Annotated in this window: 15 protein-coding genes; 5 read left to right on the forward strand and 10 right to left on the reverse strand. The window is 62.5% G+C overall.

Going from position 1 to position 16,541, the window contains the following annotated elements; all coding sequences use genetic code 11:
* The first annotated feature begins 28 nt into the window (after positions 1–28).
* Complete coding sequence (locus tag AB5287_RS06125; RefSeq protein WP_007055904.1) at positions 29–673, forward strand: aminodeoxychorismate/anthranilate synthase component II; 645 nt, start codon at positions 29–31, stop codon at positions 671–673.
* Positions 674–896: 223 nt separating this feature from the next.
* Here the strand turns inward: AB5287_RS06125 and pknB are convergent, their stop codons facing one another.
* From pknB to AB5287_RS06165, 8 genes are all read right to left on the reverse strand, one after another.
* Positions 897–2,969, reverse strand: a complete 2,073-nt coding sequence (gene pknB, locus AB5287_RS06130; RefSeq protein WP_008783610.1) for a Stk1 family PASTA domain-containing Ser/Thr kinase — start codon at positions 2,967–2,969, stop codon at positions 897–899.
* On the reverse strand, positions 2,966–3,916 hold the full coding sequence (locus AB5287_RS06135; protein WP_368220919.1) for a serine/threonine-protein kinase: 951 nt from the start codon (positions 3,914–3,916) through the stop codon (positions 2,966–2,968). The genes pknB and AB5287_RS06135 overlap by 4 nt, the downstream gene beginning before the upstream one ends.
* A complete protein-coding gene (locus AB5287_RS06140; protein ID WP_117726749.1) occupies positions 3,913–5,376 on the reverse strand; it encodes a penicillin-binding protein 2 in 1,464 nt (487 codons plus the stop codon). Before AB5287_RS06140 ends, AB5287_RS06135 begins: the two co-directional genes overlap by 4 nt.
* Positions 5,373–6,932, reverse strand: a complete 1,560-nt coding sequence (locus tag AB5287_RS06145; RefSeq protein ID WP_007055923.1) for an FtsW/RodA/SpoVE family cell cycle protein — start codon at positions 6,930–6,932, stop codon at positions 5,373–5,375. Before AB5287_RS06145 ends, AB5287_RS06140 begins: the two co-directional genes overlap by 4 nt.
* Complete coding sequence (locus AB5287_RS06150) at positions 6,929–8,623, reverse strand: protein phosphatase 2C domain-containing protein (protein WP_065453197.1); 1,695 nt, start codon at positions 8,621–8,623, stop codon at positions 6,929–6,931. The genes AB5287_RS06145 and AB5287_RS06150 overlap by 4 nt, the downstream gene beginning before the upstream one ends.
* Positions 8,624–8,627: 4 nt before the next feature.
* Positions 8,628–9,158 carry an FHA domain-containing protein gene (locus tag AB5287_RS06155; protein WP_007055932.1) on the reverse strand — a complete coding sequence of 177 codons (531 nt, stop codon included), beginning with the start codon at positions 9,156–9,158 and terminating at the stop codon, positions 8,628–8,630.
* A gap of 29 nt (positions 9,159–9,187) precedes the next feature.
* The gene (locus AB5287_RS06160; RefSeq protein WP_007051707.1) at positions 9,188–9,889 is read right to left on the reverse strand and encodes a DUF3662 and FHA domain-containing protein; all 702 of its coding nucleotides are present in this window, start codon (positions 9,887–9,889) and stop codon (positions 9,188–9,190) included.
* A 184-nt stretch (positions 9,890–10,073) separates the two neighbouring features.
* On the reverse strand, positions 10,074–12,518 hold the full coding sequence (locus AB5287_RS06165; RefSeq protein WP_007051706.1) for a prolyl oligopeptidase family serine peptidase: 2,445 nt from the start codon (positions 12,516–12,518) through the stop codon (positions 10,074–10,076).
* Between the two features lie 118 nt (positions 12,519–12,636).
* On the opposite strand from AB5287_RS06165, the gene AB5287_RS06170 reads away from it, so the two are divergent.
* The 4 genes from AB5287_RS06170 (at position 12,637) to AB5287_RS06185 (ending at position 15,670) form a co-directional block, all read left to right on the forward strand.
* Positions 12,637–13,728 carry an alpha/beta fold hydrolase gene (locus AB5287_RS06170; RefSeq protein ID WP_011068564.1) on the forward strand — a complete coding sequence of 364 codons (1,092 nt, stop codon included), beginning with the start codon at positions 12,637–12,639 and terminating at the stop codon, positions 13,726–13,728.
* 134 nt (positions 13,729–13,862) lie between these two features.
* Entirely contained in the window at positions 13,863–14,951 is a 1,089-nt protein-coding gene (locus AB5287_RS06175; protein WP_007054533.1) for a VWA domain-containing protein, read from the forward strand.
* Positions 14,951–15,271: a hypothetical protein gene (locus tag AB5287_RS06180; RefSeq protein ID WP_007054532.1), complete on the forward strand. Its 321-nt coding sequence runs from the start codon at positions 14,951–14,953 to the stop codon at positions 15,269–15,271. Before AB5287_RS06175 ends, AB5287_RS06180 begins: the two co-directional genes overlap by 1 nt.
* On the forward strand, positions 15,272–15,670 hold the full coding sequence (locus AB5287_RS06185; protein ID WP_032682819.1) for a hypothetical protein: 399 nt from the start codon (positions 15,272–15,274) through the stop codon (positions 15,668–15,670).
* Positions 15,671–15,681: 11 nt separating this feature from the next.
* On the opposite strand, the gene AB5287_RS06190 is transcribed toward AB5287_RS06185, so the two are convergent.
* Together AB5287_RS06190 and AB5287_RS06195 are read right to left on the reverse strand one after the other, a co-directional pair.
* Positions 15,682–16,020, reverse strand: a complete 339-nt coding sequence (locus AB5287_RS06190) for a hypothetical protein (RefSeq protein ID WP_155115244.1) — start codon at positions 16,018–16,020, stop codon at positions 15,682–15,684.
* A 161-nt stretch (positions 16,021–16,181) separates the two neighbouring features.
* The gene (locus AB5287_RS06195) at positions 16,182–16,376 is read right to left on the reverse strand and encodes a hypothetical protein (RefSeq protein WP_012472055.1); all 195 of its coding nucleotides are present in this window, start codon (positions 16,374–16,376) and stop codon (positions 16,182–16,184) included.
* Between the last annotated feature and the right edge of the window lie 165 nt (positions 16,377–16,541).

Genomic DNA, 16,541 nt, shown 5'->3' on the forward strand with positions numbered 1-16,541 from the left:
GCAGTACACGTCCCTCAAGGAGAGCCCTATGACCGATTCCGCGCATATTTTGGTGGTGGATAACTACGATTCCTTCGTCTACACGATCGTAGGCTATCTGCAAACCCTTGGCGCCACTGTTGATGTGGTGCGTAACGACGCTATCGACCCAGCCGCGCCGGGTGTACTGGACGGTTACGATGGCGTGCTGATTTCTCCCGGCCCTGGTGCTCCGGCCGAATCCGGTGCCAGTGAGGATATGATTCGCCTGTGCGCGGCCAGCGGCGTGCCGATGTTTGGTGTGTGCCTGGGCTTGCAGGCGCTCGCTGAGGTGTACGGCTGCACTGTGGACCATGCGCCCACCATCATGCATGGCAAGACCAGCTTGGTGGAACATATCGATGACGAGATTTTCGAGGGCGTGGCCAACCCCATGACCGCCACCCGCTACCATTCGTTGGCCGTCGAGCCCGATTCGGTGCCGGATACGCTGGTGGTTACCGCGTGGACGCAAGGCGACCACATTATTCAGGGCGTGCGTGTCAAGGGCAAGCCGATGTACGCCGTGCAATTCCATCCCGAATCCGTGATGACCCAGGACGGCTACCGTCTGCTGGCCAACTGGCTTAAGGTCTGCGGCCAAGACAACGCCGTGGCCAAGTCCGCCGGCCTCCAGCCCAAAGTTACGAAGTAGCTTTTCCGCGCGGCGATACTCTCCCCGGAATGTGTCGCTAGAACGAGGCTTGCGTACTGGTTTTGCGACGCTTCCCGGGATTGTTGCGCTGGGATAGCTCTTTATACAGCAAAGGGGAGGGGCGCAGAAGCCCTTCCCCTTTGTGTTGCGTGTATGTGTTGCGCTATTTGCGTTGCATATGCGCAACACATACACGCCCGGCGCTTACTTGCTACTCACCGGTTCACTCACCGGTTCCGCCCCCGTTGCCAGTACCGTTGCCACCGTCTCCGGTACCGGTACCGCCGCCAGTGCTGCCGGCCTTCGTGGTAATGGTGACGGTCGATCCCGCATCTACCTGGCTGCCAGCGCCAGGATTGATGCTGACTACCACAGCGGTGCTGCCGGTTGGACCATTGGCCTGAGCCTTGAGGCCCACGGCCTTGAGCATGAGTTCGGCGGTGACGTAGTCAGTGCCAGCGGTGATATTCGGCACAGCGACCTTCTCCTTGCCCGTGGACACCCAAATGGTGATGAACCCGCCCTGTGCGATGGAAGAGCCCGAATCAGGGCTTACACGGGTAATCAGACCGGCCTCCACCGTATCGGAGCTCTCCTGCTCCACAGTGAAGCTGAACTTGCCCTCATACTGCTGTAGCACGCTGTCCTTCGACTGACCGACCAAATTGCTCGGTACGGTGGTCATGCCGGAAGAAACATATATGGTGATGGTGGTGCCCTTGGGAACCGACTGACCGGCGGCAGGATCGGTTTTCGTCACCATATCCTTGGCGATGTCGGCGCTGTCTTCGGTTTTGACGGCGGCGTTCACCTTGAACCCGGCGCTTTCCAGAATGCTGCGCGCCTCTTCCTGGCTGCGTTCCTTGACATCCGGAACCTGAGTGGACTGCGGGCCTGCGGAGAACCACACCTTCACGGCAGATCCCTTGGCCACCTTGGAGCCGGCGTCCGGGCTCATCTTGGTGCAGGTGCCTTCCGGCTCGGTGGAGTCGGTGTCTTGCTTTTCGGTCATCTTCAAACCCGATGCCTTGAGTTTGAGCTCGATGCTGTCCTTGGATGTGGAAGCGTTGCACACCTCAGGGATGGTGACGGTGTCTTCCGAGGACTTGTTGCCGGAGCCGTTCATGGCGAACACGATGCCCACAATGACAAGCACTGCAACAATCGCTGCGATCACCGAACCGATGATGATCTTCTTGCGCTTCTTGGCCTTGGCCGCCGCCGCACGCTGCTGCGCACGGGACTGCAACGCCGCTGAGTTGGCACCATTGGCCGGTGGAATCTGCTCGAACTGACCGGTCACCGGGTTGAATGCTTGGGTGGGTTGCTGATGCGGTTCCACCGGCGTGGTGGGCAAATCACGTTCGGCTTCCTTGCGGGCCTTCATATTCGACAGGTCCGTCAACGGGTTGAACGCGGCCGCCACCGGCACGCCGCCGTTCATGTAGGTCAGGATGTCGGTCTTGAATTCGGAGGCCGTGGCATAGCGATTCTGGCGGTCCTTGGCCATGGCCTTGGCGCAGATCGAATCCCACATCTTCGGCAGCCCCGGCACCACGGCGGATGGCGGCGTGGCGACTTCGGAAACATGCTGGTAGGCGATGGCCACGGCGGAATCGCCGGTAAACGGCGGGCGGCCGGTGAGCATCTCGTAGAGCACGCAGCCGGCGGAATACAGGTCGGAACGCATGTCGACGGTCTCGCCGCGCGCCTGCTCGGGAGAAAGGTACTGTGCGGTGCCCACCACGCCCTGCGACTGGGTCATGGTGGCTGCGGAATCGTCCAGAGCGCGGGCGATGCCGAAGTCCATGACCTTGACCACGCCCTGCTCGGAAATCATGATGTTGCCGGGCTTGATATCGCGGTGGATAATGCCCATGCGATGCGAATAGTCGAGCGCGTTAAGCACGCCCAACATCACCTGTTCGCAGTCGCGCTGGCTGAGTGCGCCGTTGACCTTGATGATGTCGCGCAGGGTCTGGCCCTTGACGTATTCCATGACGATGTATGGCAGACGCTCGGCATCGCCGCTTTCGGAAGAAACCAGTTCTTCTCCCGAATCGTAGATGTTCACGATGTTCGGGTTGTTCATCTGGGCCACGGCGTGTGCTTCGCGGCGGAAACGGGCCAGGAAGATGTCGTCGTTGGCCAGATCGGCGCGCATGATTTTCACGGCCACGGTACGGCCCAGACGGGTGTCAAGAGCCACGTGGACCTCGGCCATGCCGCCACGACCGATGAGCTGGCCAAGCTGGTAGCGTCCGCCGGCCAATGCGGTGGGCATACTGGTGCTCATTGCTTATTCCCTCCCAATCTTGAGGCCGGGGCCTCCAAAACAATGCGTGGCGTGCTGGTCACTCGGCGCGGCAGTCGATTGCCGGACGTGGCCATGGCGGTGTCGGCCATTTCGGTCTGCTGATCCAGCAGACGGCGTTCGATGCGTGCCAGCGTACGGGACACCACCAGCGCGTCTTTCGGGCGATCCAACGGGTCCTTGGCCAGCATTGACATGACAAATTCGCGTAACTGGACGTCCACCGAGTCCGGCAGCGGAGGCACGGGATTGTTCACGTGCGCTGCGGCGATATCGACCGGAGTGGTGCCGGTGAACGGACGATGCCCGGCAAGGCCCTCGTACGCCACTACGCCCAGTGAATAGATGTCCGATTGCGGCGTGGCCTGCTGGCCCTGCGCCTGCTCGGGGGAGATGTATTGTGCGGTGCCCACCACCATGCCGTCCTGGGTGATCTGGCCCTGACCCGTGGAGTAGCTCACACCGAAATCGGTGATTTTCACTTCGCCGGTGTCGGAAACCATGATGTTGGCCGGCTTGACGTCACGATGAATCACGCCGTGCGAGTGGGCCACGAACAGGCCTCGCGCGGTCTGAATCAGGATGGGCAGCAGTTCGATGGGATCCATCGCGCCCTTGCTGTGGAACAGGTCCGCCAACGATTTCGAGGGGACGTATTCCATAATCAGAAAGCCGATGCCGTCATGCTCGTAGTATTCGAACAACGCAGCGATATTCGGATGCGCCAGATTGGCGGAATTATGGGCTTCGGCACGCAGACGGCGTAGCTTGGCCTCGGCGTTGGTCATGTCCGAGCGCAGCGCCTTGATGGCCACTTCACGGCCGAGCTGAATATCGTAGCCTTTCCAGACCTCGCCCATACCGCCTTGCGCAAGACGCGAATCAAGACGATATCGGCGGTGAATAAGCTGTCCTTCGACTAGTTTCACTGCTGCAAAGCCTCCTGCATCATCGCGCGCATGATCGGGCCAGCGGCGAGCGAACCGTGTACATCTGTGTTATGCACCAACACCGCGACGGCGATCTGCGGATTGTCCGCCGGCGCGAAACCGATCACCCAGCCGTCGATGGCAGAGTTGTCGATACCGATTTGTGCGGTACCGGTTTTGGCCGCCACCTTGATGCCGTCGACCAGCTGCGGATTGGCCTCGGTCACCACGCTCTCCATCATCGTGGTGAGCTTGTCTGCGGAATCCTTGCTGAACGCGTTGGCCATGGTTTGCGGTTTGGTCTGCGAAAGTACGGTGAGATCGGCGGCGCGCACACGATCGACCAGCGTGGGCTGCATCAGTTTGCCATTGTTGGCGATTGCCTGCGCGACCATCGCCATCTGCAACGGCGTGGCCGTGGTGTCGCCTTGGCCGATGGATGCCAGCGCAAGCTTGTCGTCGGTCGGATCAGAGGGGAATGTGGACGCGGTGGCCGTCATCGGGGTGCCCGTGGATTCGGTGCCGTCAATGGTGATGGTGCTGCCGAACCCGAGCTTGGCGGCCATGTCCGAAACCTTGCTCGCGCCGAGTTTCACGCCAAGCTGGGCGAAAGCGGTGTTGGACGACCATGCGACGGCCTCTTGCAGGGAGATCTGTCCGTTGACGCCATCGCCCTGTGCCTCGTCGTTCGGCAGCTGTGTGGCGGTTCCCGGCAAGGTATAGCTGGAGCCTGCAGGAATCTTCGTGTCCGTCTGATAATCGCCGGTTTCCAGCGCAGCCGAGGCGACGATGGTCTTGAACGTGGACCCTGGCGGGTACAGCTGTGAGGTGGCGCGGTTGATTAGCGGGCTATTTTGGCCCGCAGAGAGTTCGTTGTAGGCCTGAGACGCGGCTTTGGCGTCATGGGTCGCCAGTTTGTTCGGATCGTAGCTGGGCGTGCTCACCATGGCGAGGATACGGCCGGTGTTGACTTCGATGGCCACCGCCGCACCATCGCGCGTACCGAGCTGATCGTAGGCAACCTGCTGCAGCTTGGGGTCGATGGAGGTTTCGATGGACGCGCCCTGATTCGTAGTGCCGGTGAGCATGGCCTTGGCCCGCTGCCAGATCAATGAATCGGCCTCACCGTTGAGCAGCATGCTGCGGGAGGCTTCCAGGCCGCGATCGGCGGTCTGGTTGATGGAGAAGAAGCCGGTGACCGGAGCATACAGAGGACCGTTGGAATAGGTGCGCAGGTATTTGAACGCGTCGTTGACCGGTTCGGATTTGGCCATGACCGTGCCGTCCGAGGCCAGAATGGCACCGCGGTAGGCACCGAGCTGGTGGTACAGCGAACGGGCGTTGCGCGGATCGTTGTTCAGCGCGTTGGCCCGTACCGCCATGATGATGGTGGACGACAGGCCGAGAATCACGAACAGCGCTACCACGGCGGTGAAAAGCTGACGAAGATATTTGTTCATACGCGAGTGCCTCCGTTAACGGGAGGAAGCGGGGGAATCGTGCCGGTAGGCGTGTACGGTTCATCGGCTTCGGCATACGACGGAGTGGTGGTATCCACGATGGGGTCGTCAAACGATTCCGACTCGGACTGCGACGCCGTAGCCGACGCGCTGCGAGGCTGAACGATCGGCTCAGTGGCGCGGGCCCGGGCCTCAAGTTCCTTGTTGCGCAGCACGGCCAAAGCCTCGTACTGGAACGTATCCGAGGTCAGCTCCGGCTCGGGCGCATTGGCCGAATTCGAGATGATGATGAGCAGGGTCGCGAGAATATAGTTGGCGATCAGACTGGAGCCACCGGCCGCCATATAGGGCAGGGTCAGACCGGTCAGAGGAATCACCAGCGTGATGCCGCCGACCACGGTGAACACCTGGAAGGCCATGGTGAACACCAGTCCGGAAGCGAGCAGCTTGCCGAAGCCATCCTTGATTTTCATGGCGGTGATAAAGCCGGAGGCAATGATGAGCAGGTAGAGCATCAAAATGGCCAGGACGCCCATCAGACCGAGTTCCTCGCCCAGAGAGGCGTAGATGAAATCGGAGTTCGCAAACGTAACGAGCGAAGGATGGCCTTGGCCGAGACCGGTGCCGAGCATGCCGCCTGATGCCAGGCCGAAAATGCCGGTGACCAGCTGCCAGGAGCCGCCGGGGGTCTTGTTGTATTGCTCGTTGCTGAACGGGTGCAGCCAGGCATCGACTCGCTGACCCACGTGGCTGAACATGCCTGCGGCCAGCACGGCACCCGCGGCGAACGCGATCAGACCGATGATGATCCAGCTTTTACGGCCGGTGGCCGTGTACAGCATGGCCACGAACATGGCGAAGAACATAAGCGAGGTGCCCAGATCATGCTGCATGATGAGCACGCCCATCGAGGCGATCCACACCACGATGATCGGGCCGAGATCCTTGATACGCGGCAGCTGCAGACCGAGCATCTTCTTACCGCCCACGGCCAGCTGGTCGCGATGGTCGAACAGGTAGGCGGCGAAGAAGAACGCAAGGAACAGCTTGGCGAACTCGCCCGGCTGGAACTGGCCCAGTCCCGGAATCCTGATCCAAATGCGCGCGCCGTTCACTTCCTGACCGACAAACGGCAGCATCGGGGCGAGCAGCAGCACCAAGCCCACCACCATCGACACGTAGGAGAAGCGCCGCAGCACGCGGTAGTCCTTCAGGAAGATGATGAGCAGCGCGGAAAGCACGATGGCGATGCACAGCCAGATCAGCTGACGTTGGGCAACCGCCCAACCTTCGCTCTGGTCAATGCGAGCGATCATGGTCACGCCGGTGGCGGTCAGCAGTAGCACGCAAGGCAGAATCGACTGGCTGGCGTACGGCTGGAAGCGCACAATCAGCCCCCACAGCACCAGAAACAGCACTACGGCCAATGCCAGCATGCCGGCGTATTGCATAGGGAATTCGCCGGCGGTGCGCTGGAACATCTGGATGAACGCCAACGCACTGATTGCCATGGCAATCAGCAACAAAGAAATCTGACGTAGACGGGTAACGATCATTGAGAATCTCCCGTGGCCGCGTTGTCGGCCGCTCCGATACCGGATTTATCCGAGGAATCGGATGAGCTTGACGAACCGGACTTGTCTGACGAGGAGCCGGACTGGCTGGACGAATCCTCGGTGCTGTCCTTGGAATCGCTCTGGGAGCTGTCTTTGGAACTGTCCGGGGAATTGGACGCCTCGGCCTTCTTGGCGGCGTCGGCTTCCTGCTGCTTGGCCAGTTTGCGCATTTCGGTGCGGATAATACCCACATGCGACTGCGCTTCGTCCAACGAACCGACTGTGATGCCTTGGCTCAGCTGGTCACGCCATGTCTGAGGCAGGTCCGCGGTGGCGATATTGGTGGTCTGCACTTCGTGCGAAAGCTCAAGTCCAAAGAGATTGGTCGGCACGCCACGATAAATGGCCACGGTGCCGTTGCTATCTCCCACGTAGTAGTGCGTCTGGCTCCACGTGTACGCGCCCCAGCCGGCGCCGGCCAATGCCAGCACGGCAAGAATGCAGGTAATAATCACCGCAAGCTTATTGCGGCGCTTCTTGGTGCGCGTGGCCTTCTTCTGCTCGACCTGCTCATCGCGGATGGCTTTGGCCACATCCGGGTCGTTGGGGTCGGCGGACAGGCGCCCATCCGGCTTTTGCACCACCGGAATCTCACCGGTATCGGGATTGGCTCGTTCACCGGTCTCCTCGCGGACGGTGGACGGCTGCACCACGCGTGTGGACGACGGTTTGGCCGTGGTTTGCGCGGTCTCCGCCTCGTGCGCGCTGGCGGGCTGAATCAATGCTGCGGCGCGCTGGGCGGGGGAATCATCCTCACGCAGTGCGGGCGCGGTAGCCACCGGCTCGTTGACGATGTCGGCAATCGGCTCAAGATTACGGCTGGCGGCACCGCCGACCAACGGCGTTTGGTGCGGCAGATCGAACGCATCGGCATCCAACGCCAACGTGGCATCCGCAATAACGGCCGTGACATTATCGGTGCTGCCCGCCCGCAGTGCCATCTGCACCAGACGCTGCGCGCATTCGCCCTGATCGGACAGCGTGGTCATCGTCTCTTCGATGGTGGAATCTTCCAGCACACCGCACAGACCGTCCGAGCACAGCAGCCAACGGTCGGCGGGGTGGGCTCGGCGAACCGAAATATCCGGGCGCGGGTCAATGTCAAAGTCGCCAAGCACGCGCATCACGACGTTGCGCTGCGGGTGGTTCTTGGCTTCGGACGGGGTGATACGACCGGTGTTGATGAGGTGCTGCACGTAGCTGTGGTCGCACGTGATGCGGCTCAGGCGTCCGTCGCGCAGCAGGTAGGCGCGCGAATCGCCGATATGGGCGATGACCCAGTAGCCGGCCACCAATGCCACTGCGGTAACGGTGGTGCCCATGCCGGCAAGCTTGCGTTCGCGCTTGGCCTTGCCGACGATGGCGTCATGCGCGGCCATAACGGAGGTCTCCATCATGCGGGAGATCGTCTCGACGTTGCCACCGGTGTCATCCTGCTCGATGTGGGCCAGTGACCGGATGGCGATGGAGGATGCCGTATCGCCGCCGGCGTGACCGCCCATGCCGTCGCACATGGCGATGAGATGCTCGCCGGCGAAGGAGGAATCCTGATTGTTCGCGCGCACGGTGCCCACATCGGACACCGTGGTGGAATACAGGAACAGCGGTTGTGAAGCGGCGGATTTTGGCATGCGGCTACCTCAGTTCGAAGGTGGTGGCGCCGATGCGCACAGGAATACGAGCGGGCAGAATGGTGGGGCGGCTGATGCGCTGCTGGTTGACCACGGTGCCATTGGTGGAGTTCAGGTCTTCAATGGCCCACTGCCCGGAGCGCGTGTCACGGTAGACACGGGCATGGTGGGAAGACACGAATTCGTCATCGAGCACCACGGTATTCGAGGCGGCGCGGCCAAGCGTGATGTCGGCTTCGGCCAGCGGCACGGAGCTGCCGGCAAGCGGACCATCGATGATGACCAACAGGGTAGGCTGCGCCGAGGCGGCGGACGACGCGGAAGCGCTGGGCTGGCGATGCGGGCGCGGCGCAGCTGCCTGCGGCGTTTCGGCCTTGGCCTTATGCGCTTCACGCTCACGGCGACGACGCGCGCGCGAAGGTCGCGGACTGAACGTCTCGATGTCCTTGCGCAGCGAACGTACGGCCAGCCAGATGAATATCCACAGCAGGATCAGGAATCCATACTTGAGCAGGGCGAATGTCAGTTCGGTCATAAGTGGACGACTTTCGGGCGTGTGCTCGACTACTCCTGGGCTTGGGCGGAGGCCCAGTACAGGATGCGGGTACGGCCGATGGTGATGGTGTTGCCGTCGAGCAGCGTGGCGGCGGGCACTTGGTGGCCCTCCACGTACGTGCCGTTGGTCGAACCCAGGTCGCGGGCGATCACGCCGTTATCCGTGATGTCGATTTCCAGGTGCTTGCGGGAGATGCCCGGATCGTCGATGACGATATCGCAACCGGAACCGCGGCCGATTACCGTCTTGTCTTTGGTGAGCAGGTACTGGTTGCCGTTCACCTCGAGCACCGGGCTATCCTCGGTCTGCGCATCGGTGGTGACCGGCACGGCATTGCCCTGCACGGATTCGGAGGTGAGGTTGAAGTTGCCCTTGGACAGGTCAAGGTCTTCCTCGAAGATCACGATCACCGGGCCCACGAAGGCGTAATGCTGGCTCTTCGCGTACTCGGTGAGGTTATCGGCCAGTTCGTTGGCCAGGGTCTCGCTACCCCATGCCTCGATACGGTCGAAGTCAGGAGTACTGAGCTTGAAACGGTATTCATTCGGGGCCACCGTGCGGTCACGGCCCACGGGCATGGCCTCGGCGTCAATCTCGCGCTCCAAGGCGCTGGAAAGATCGACAGGCTGCAGGTCTTTGGAGCCAAACTTGGCGAATACTCCGTTGACTGCACCCTCCACGCTTTTTTCAAAACGGTCGAGAACGCTCATAGTCCTCCCTTTCTAATCTTCACCCATCCTACGCGGTGATGGGAATATGAGACAAAAAACCGGTCTTTCACGTGACGATGAGTGCAAAATATCCAAAAATTCAGGGCGGAAATGGGTGCGGCGCACCACCCGAGGTGCTTTACCGGTGGAGCACCTCGGGTGGGATGCGCGTGTTATCGATTTGTCAGGCCAGCGCGTCGCGCAGGAAATCGCGCTGGAGGGTGAGCAGGTTTTCGGCCACGGTCTCGTCATTGGTCATATGGGTGATGCCCGTCAACGGCAGGAAGGTGTGCGGGCGACCCGCCGCCATCAGGGCTTGCGAGAGGCGCAGGCTGTGGGCGATGGTGACGTTGTCGTCGGCGAAACCGTGGATCAGCATAAGCGGGCGCTCGAGTTTCGGTGCGTCCTGCACGATGCCGTTTCGGTAGTAGACATCCGGGTCGAGGCCCAGATAGCGCTCGGTGTAGTGCGTGTCGTACAGCGTCCAGTCGGTGGGCGGGGCGCCGGCGCATGCGGCCTTGAACACGTTCGGCGCGTCCAGCACGGCCAGTGCGGACAGGAAGCCGCCGTACGACCAGCCGATCATGCACACCTTGTCGAGGTCCGGCATGGGAATCGCCTCCCGCTGGCGGGAGGTGGCGCGAAGCGCCGGTGGGTGGTTCTCGGCGTCTGCCTGATCGCCCGCAGCCGGCTGTGCCGCACGTGATTCCACATCGGCGTTGAGCCGGGCGACGGCCTCGGGCAGGGCGTTGACGGCCTCGACCTGATCGGCCAGCGTTACGTCCTTCATATCCTCGAAGATCTCGCGGTCCCATGCCGGGCCGCGGCCGGTGGTGCCACGGCCGTCTGCCGTGACCACCAGGAAGCCTTGGTCGGCCCACCACTGGCCCTCCCAGTAGAAGGACTGCGAGGCGATGACCTGCTGGAAGCCGGGCCCGCCGTACGGCTTCATCAGCACCGGCAGCTTCTCGGCGTGCGCGTACGGGCTTTCCGGGCTCGGCGCGATGATCGCCGTGTACAGCTGGTGCTCGCCCAGTCGCGTAAACGTGACGTTCGGTGTAAAGCCGGGTTCGGCCGCCGTGGACGCGATAGTGGCGCTCTGTTCTCCCAGAATATGCCGCATCTGGGCGCGGGCGGAACGCATATCGCGGCCGGAGACCACGATGCCGCGCTCGCCGCGCGAGGCGGTCCACTGGCCGGGATCGGTCGTGACCGGCGTGATCGTGCCGTTGTAATCGATACTCACCACGTCGAAACTGCGGGCGTCGTGGTCGCCGAATACGGACTCGGTGGCGGCCGCATCGGCCCAAGCGTCCGGCACCTCAGGCGCGATTTCGGGCGCGCGCTGCACCACGGCCAGCACATCCTCGTCGGTCACGGCGAGCACCGTGCGCACGTTCCAGCCAGCCGGCGTGAACGGGCGGCCGTCCATTGTCAGACGGTTGGTGTCCGTGGCCATATCGTTGAGCGAGCACACCAGACGACCATCCGGCGTGTAGGCGGGCGTGCCGTGAACCAGGTCGATCCACTGCTCGTTCGCGTGCTCCTCAAGCACACGCGTGGCACCCAGCGCGGCCCCATCCGCCGCGACTGCCACCTCAAGCACCTGATCGCGGGTCTGACGGCGGTTCTGCACCAGCACCAGCGGATCGTGGCCGCGACGCCAGTTCACGGCGGCCACATACTCGTACGCCTCGCGATCCCAATCCACATCGGCGTTGCCGGTGATGCCTGCGTACCGGTCGTTCTCATCGAACGCCAGCGTGATCACGGTCAGATACACGTCGGCATTGCGGGTCAGCGCGCGCGGGTAACGGCGGCCGGCGTCCGGCTTCTCGGGGTCAGCCGGATCGCTGATGTGCCAGGTCGGCTCGTCGGCGGTGTCGAAGGACTCGAACAGCACGTGCTGCGAATCCGGGGCCCACCAGAAGCCGTCGTATCGGTCCATCTCCTCGCCGGCCACGAACTCGGCCAGACCGATTTTCCACGTGTTTTCGGCCGGATTGCCGTCCTCATCCTCCACGCTCACGCCGTAGACCGCGGTGATGCGGTCACCTAGTTCGCCGCCGATATCGACCAGCATCAGGTAGCTGCCCGTGGTGTACAGCACATGTTCGCCATCCGGGGCGATGCGCGGGTTCAGCACCGGCGTGTACATCGCCGGGTCCTCATCGAGCCATTCGCCGGCCAGTTCACGGGTGTGCGGCTCGGGTGCGCCGGTCTCGTCATTCCAATCGATGTCGGTCAGGAACAGGCGGCCGTTGATGGTGAACACGATGCGATTGCCGTCGTCATCTGCGGAGTATCCGACGATGCCGGTGCCGCCTTCGCGCGCACGCTCGCGGCGGGCCTTCTCCTCGGCCGGCACGTCCTCGCTGTCGGCGGTTGCGCCCAGCAGTTCGCGCGGGTCGGCCAGCTTGGTCTCATGGTGTTCGCCGGACTCGTCGAACCAGCTCAGCCACAGTGCGGTCACCAGATCCTCGGGGCCGTCGGAGCGCAGGAACAGGGCCCGCGAGCCGTCGCCCACGGTCTGTGCGGAGCGCGGTGCGCCGCAGCCGAAGCGCAGCGTGCGCGCCCGGAGGCGTGGGAAATGCTTGATTGCGTCATTGACATCATTGGTTTCGCTCATACCTCACAACCTACGCGCCTGTGCGGTCAGTGGCGCGCAGGCTTGCGACGCATTCCCGGGAATGTGTCGTGGTGTGGGTGCGAGGTGTGGGCGTGAGGCTTGTCCTAAGATGGGAGCCATGCAGGTGACGATGATCGACGAAAACAAGTACGCCGAAACGATGACCGACGTGGTGCTGCCCGCGCTCGAACAATGCTGCGAGGAGGGCTGGTTCGATCCGTCCGCCGCCGAACGTTCGGCCGGGATCGAGCCGCTGTCCGGCATTATGGACACCGGCGGCCGCTCGGGCCAGCTGCACTACCTGTGCTACGACTCCGCCAAATTCGACGCGATTCGCGAGCAAGGCGCCACCGCCACCTTCCGCGGGGCCATCGTCATCAGCCACGGCTTCACCGAGTTCGCCGAAAAGTACGACGAGCTCGTCTGGTACTTCCTGCTTGCCGGCTACTCGGTGTGTGTACTCGAGCATCGCGGCCACGGCAAGTCCGCGCGCGACGTGGACAACCGCTGCATGGTGTGGATTGATGACTGGCAGCGCTACGTGGCCGATCTGGCCGGCTTCGCCGAAACCATCGGCCAGCAGTACGCGGCCGGCATGCCGCTGAACCTGTTCTGCCATTCGATGGGCGGCGGCATCGGCGCGGCCGTGTTGGAGCGATACCCCACCCTGTTCGACAAAGCGGTGCTCTCTGCCCCGATGATCGCCCCCGCCACCGGCATGCCGCTGGGCGTGGCCCGTGTGCTGGTCGGCGCGCTGTGCGGACTCGGCTTCGGCAAGAAGCGCGTGTTCGGGCAGTCGGGCTTCACGCCGGAATTCTCGATGGAAGGCAACGAGGGCGCTTCCGAAGCGCGTGAACGCTGGTACTTCAAGCTGCGTTGCGAGAATAGCGAATACCAGACCTACTGCGCGGCGTTCGAATGGGTGCGCCAAGCGTTGAAGCTCAACCGGGCCATACTGAATCCGTCCGCCTGCGCCGAAGTGGAGACGCCGGTGCTGCTCTTCCAGTCCGGACGCGACATCTGGGTACTCAATAAGCCGCAGAATCACTTCGTCCAACTGGTCAAGGACGGCGGCGGCGAGGCGAACATCGTGCGCTTCCCCGAATCGCGCCACGAAATCTTCTCCATGCCCAACAGCACTTACAAGCCCTACCTCGAAAAGATCCTCGGCTTCTACGACGACCCCATGATTGCCTGCGCCGCGTACTGATGTAGCTCTTCACCCATTGTTCACCGTGCGGTCACCTTGTGGCCCGACCCGCTTTAGATGGCGGGAGAGCCATGGAATTATGGGCATAATGTCTTCTCTCCGCCGCCGCGGTTGCGGCCGCGGTATGTGCCGGCGTGCTCGCGTTGACCGGTTGCACGGCGTTCAATAATTCCGATGACGGCACAGCGGACGGCAACGGCACGTCCGCCACCACGCAGACCTTCCAGCCGTCCGGCGGCAAACCGACTGCCACCCTGAGCATTGCCTCCGGCTCCGAAAACAAGGAAGTCGCCGTCGCCATCCAGAAAGCGGCCGACCAATCCAACGTAGCCGTGACGATGCACTACATGGGTTCGCTGGAGATTATGAACGCGCTCAAGGCCGGCGGCCAGGATCACGACGCCGTCTGGCCTGCCTCCTCGATGTGGATTTCGATGGGAGACACCAAGCACATCGTCAAAGACGCGGCCAGCACCTCCACCACGCCGATCGTGTTCGGCATCGCCAAATCCAAGGCCGTCAAACTCGGCTGGGCTGACGACACCGGCGCCACCAAGCCCGTCTCCACCGCGGACATCCTCGCCGCGGTCAGCGACGGCAAACTCACGTTCTCCATGACCTCCGCCACGGTGATCGACAGCGCGCTCAACGTCTACCAGACCGCGCTCAGGAAACCCAGCTGGACCATTTGGGTGGTCGATTACTCCGGTTCGATGTCTGGAGAGGGCAAGAACGGCGTGGTCAAAGGCCTGAACGCGGCGCTCGACCCGGACCAGGCCAAGAAGTCGTACATCGAGCCCGCCAGCGGCGACGTGAACATTCTCATCCCGTTTGAAACCGAGGCCCACCGCCCGGTCAAGGCCACTGGCACAAGCACCAGCGACCTGCTGCATGAGGCCGATGCCACCGATGCCAGCGGCGGCACCGATATCTATGAAGGCCTGCTGAGCGCGCTCGACGAGCTGCCCAGCGAGTCGGAAGCCTCGCAATACACCACCGCCATCGTGCTCATGACCGACGGCCGCTCCAACTCCGATCATCAGGATGAATTCGAAAGCGCCTATAAGTCGCGCGGCCGTGATCTGCCGATCTTCTCCATCATGTTCGGCGATGCCGATCCCAGCCAGCTGAAGTCTCTCGCCACCCTGAGCAACGCCAAGGTATTCGACGGCCGCTCCGGCGACCTCGCCGCCGTCTTCCGCCAAGTCAAGGGCTTCAACTGATGCTCCAGGTAATCTGTGGATTCGTTGTCGGACTGCTGCTCGCCGGGCTCGGTTTCGGACTGGTCGGCGGCGGAGTGCCCGGCCTGATCGTGGCCGTGGTACTGGCCGCACTTGGGTATATCGCCGCCTCCACGCTCACCGAGCCGGAGCGACGCATCGGCAAAATGCTGGTTTCCGCCTTGCCCAACGGTCAGAAGACCGCCGATACGATCGACGCGGCGAACGCTCAACTCAACTCGATCGCCATGCTCACCAAGCAAGTACGTGACCCAGCCGTCAAAGCCGAAGCCAACGACTTCATCGCCGCTACCAAAGATTGAGTGCAATACGTGACCCGAGACACCTCCGCCTACCCGACGTTGCGCCACTACATCACCGTGTACGGCGAGCAGACCGAGAAACTGTTGCGCTCCTACGTGGACGTGGAAAGTTCCGGCGCACGCGATCAGATAGCCACGGTACGAATCGAAACCATCGAGGCGCTGCAAGTGCTCGAACAGACCGCCGCCGGCGAACTCAGCCGGGCGGTAAGCGCCAAGACGTTGGGCATTACGGCCGACTCCGACGCCATCCAACGGTTGGCCCGCATGGATGGATACGACGACGTCGCACCTTCGCCTGTGCCTTCCTCGGCTGCTGATGAAGGACGGCATGCGCCCAGTCAGACTCCATCTGGTGGCCCGGCTCACCAGTCGGACCAGAAAACGGACGCACAATGAAACTCTCCAAATCAAAAATCATCGGACTGATCGCCCTGCTTGCGGTAGTGGGCGTGGTCTGCGGCACGCTGGTGTGGCGGCAATCGCAACCAGCGCCGGCCGAACCGACCGAACAGGTGAGCATCACCGGCTACCTGGGCGGCGAGAAAATCGGCCTGTTCGATGACGCCAAGTTCAAGGCGCTCGCCGCCAAGCAAGGCATTGCCATCGACTATCGCAAGGCCGGATCGCTGGCCATGATGGATGCGGACCGGAAAGGCATGGATTACCTGTTCCCCTCCTCGCGCGCGGCCGTCGAATACGGCAATGCGAAAGGCGTCAAGGCCCCCCCAAAGCGACATCGTCTTCAACTCACCGATTGTGCTATACACGCACAAGGCCGTGGCGGACGGGCTCGTGAACGGCGGACTTGTGACCAAGGACGATTCTGGCGCGTACCACATGGATATGGCCAAAGCCGTGGACGCGATGGTCGCCAACACAACATGGCCGACGTCGGATACACGGCAGGCTACGGGCAGTTCCGCATCGACTCGACCGATCCGGTGAAGTCGAACTCAGGCAACGAATACGCGGCGCTTCTTGCCACGGTGCTCAACGGCGGGCAGCCGGCCATGGTCGATTCGGTGGCGCGCGACGGCAAGACCATCGCCTCCATCTTCGCCAAATCCGGCTGGATGGAGACCTCTTCCGAGGATTCGTTCAACCAGTTCCTGACCTTGGGCGTGGGCTCCAAGCCGATGATGGTGGGCTACGAATCGCAGCTGCTTGATTTGGCCGTGAACCAGCCGGATGCGTTCAAGCAGATCAAGGACGACGTGGTCATCGTCTACCCGACGCCGACCGTGTGGAGCACCCACACGCTGATGGC

Origin of the sequence: Bifidobacterium sp. RTP21102st3_E2_RTP21102_210122 (assembly GCF_040916945.1) — a bacterium.
Lineage (GTDB): Bacteria > Actinomycetota > Actinomycetes > Actinomycetales > Bifidobacteriaceae > Bifidobacterium > Bifidobacterium longum.

Bases quoted from the DNA above. Each gene is read 5' to 3' on its own strand.
- AB5287_RS06125 (WP_007055904.1), top strand. From the start codon at position 29: ATGACCGATTCCGCGCATATTTTGGTGGTGGATAACTACGATTCCTTC.
- pknB (WP_008783610.1), bottom strand. From the start codon at position 2,969: ATGAGCACCAGTATGCCCACCGCATTGGCCGGCGGACGCTACCAGCTT.
- AB5287_RS06140 (WP_117726749.1), bottom strand. From the start codon at position 5,376: ATGAACAAATATCTTCGTCAGCTTTTCACCGCCGTGGTAGCGCTGTTC.
- AB5287_RS06145 (WP_007055923.1), bottom strand. From the start codon at position 6,932: ATGATCGTTACCCGTCTACGTCAGATTTCTTTGTTGCTGATTGCCATG.
- AB5287_RS06150 (WP_065453197.1), bottom strand. From the start codon at position 8,623: ATGCCAAAATCCGCCGCTTCACAACCGCTGTTCCTGTATTCCACCACG.
- AB5287_RS06155 (WP_007055932.1), bottom strand. From the start codon at position 9,158: ATGACCGAACTGACATTCGCCCTGCTCAAGTATGGATTCCTGATCCTG.
- AB5287_RS06160 (WP_007051707.1), bottom strand. From the start codon at position 9,889: ATGAGCGTTCTCGACCGTTTTGAAAAAAGCGTGGAGGGTGCAGTCAAC.
- AB5287_RS06165 (WP_007051706.1), bottom strand. From the start codon at position 12,518: ATGAGCGAAACCAATGATGTCAATGACGCAATCAAGCATTTCCCACGC.
- AB5287_RS06170 (WP_011068564.1), top strand. From the start codon at position 12,637: ATGCAGGTGACGATGATCGACGAAAACAAGTACGCCGAAACGATGACC.
- AB5287_RS06180 (WP_007054532.1), top strand. From the start codon at position 14,951: ATGCTCCAGGTAATCTGTGGATTCGTTGTCGGACTGCTGCTCGCCGGG.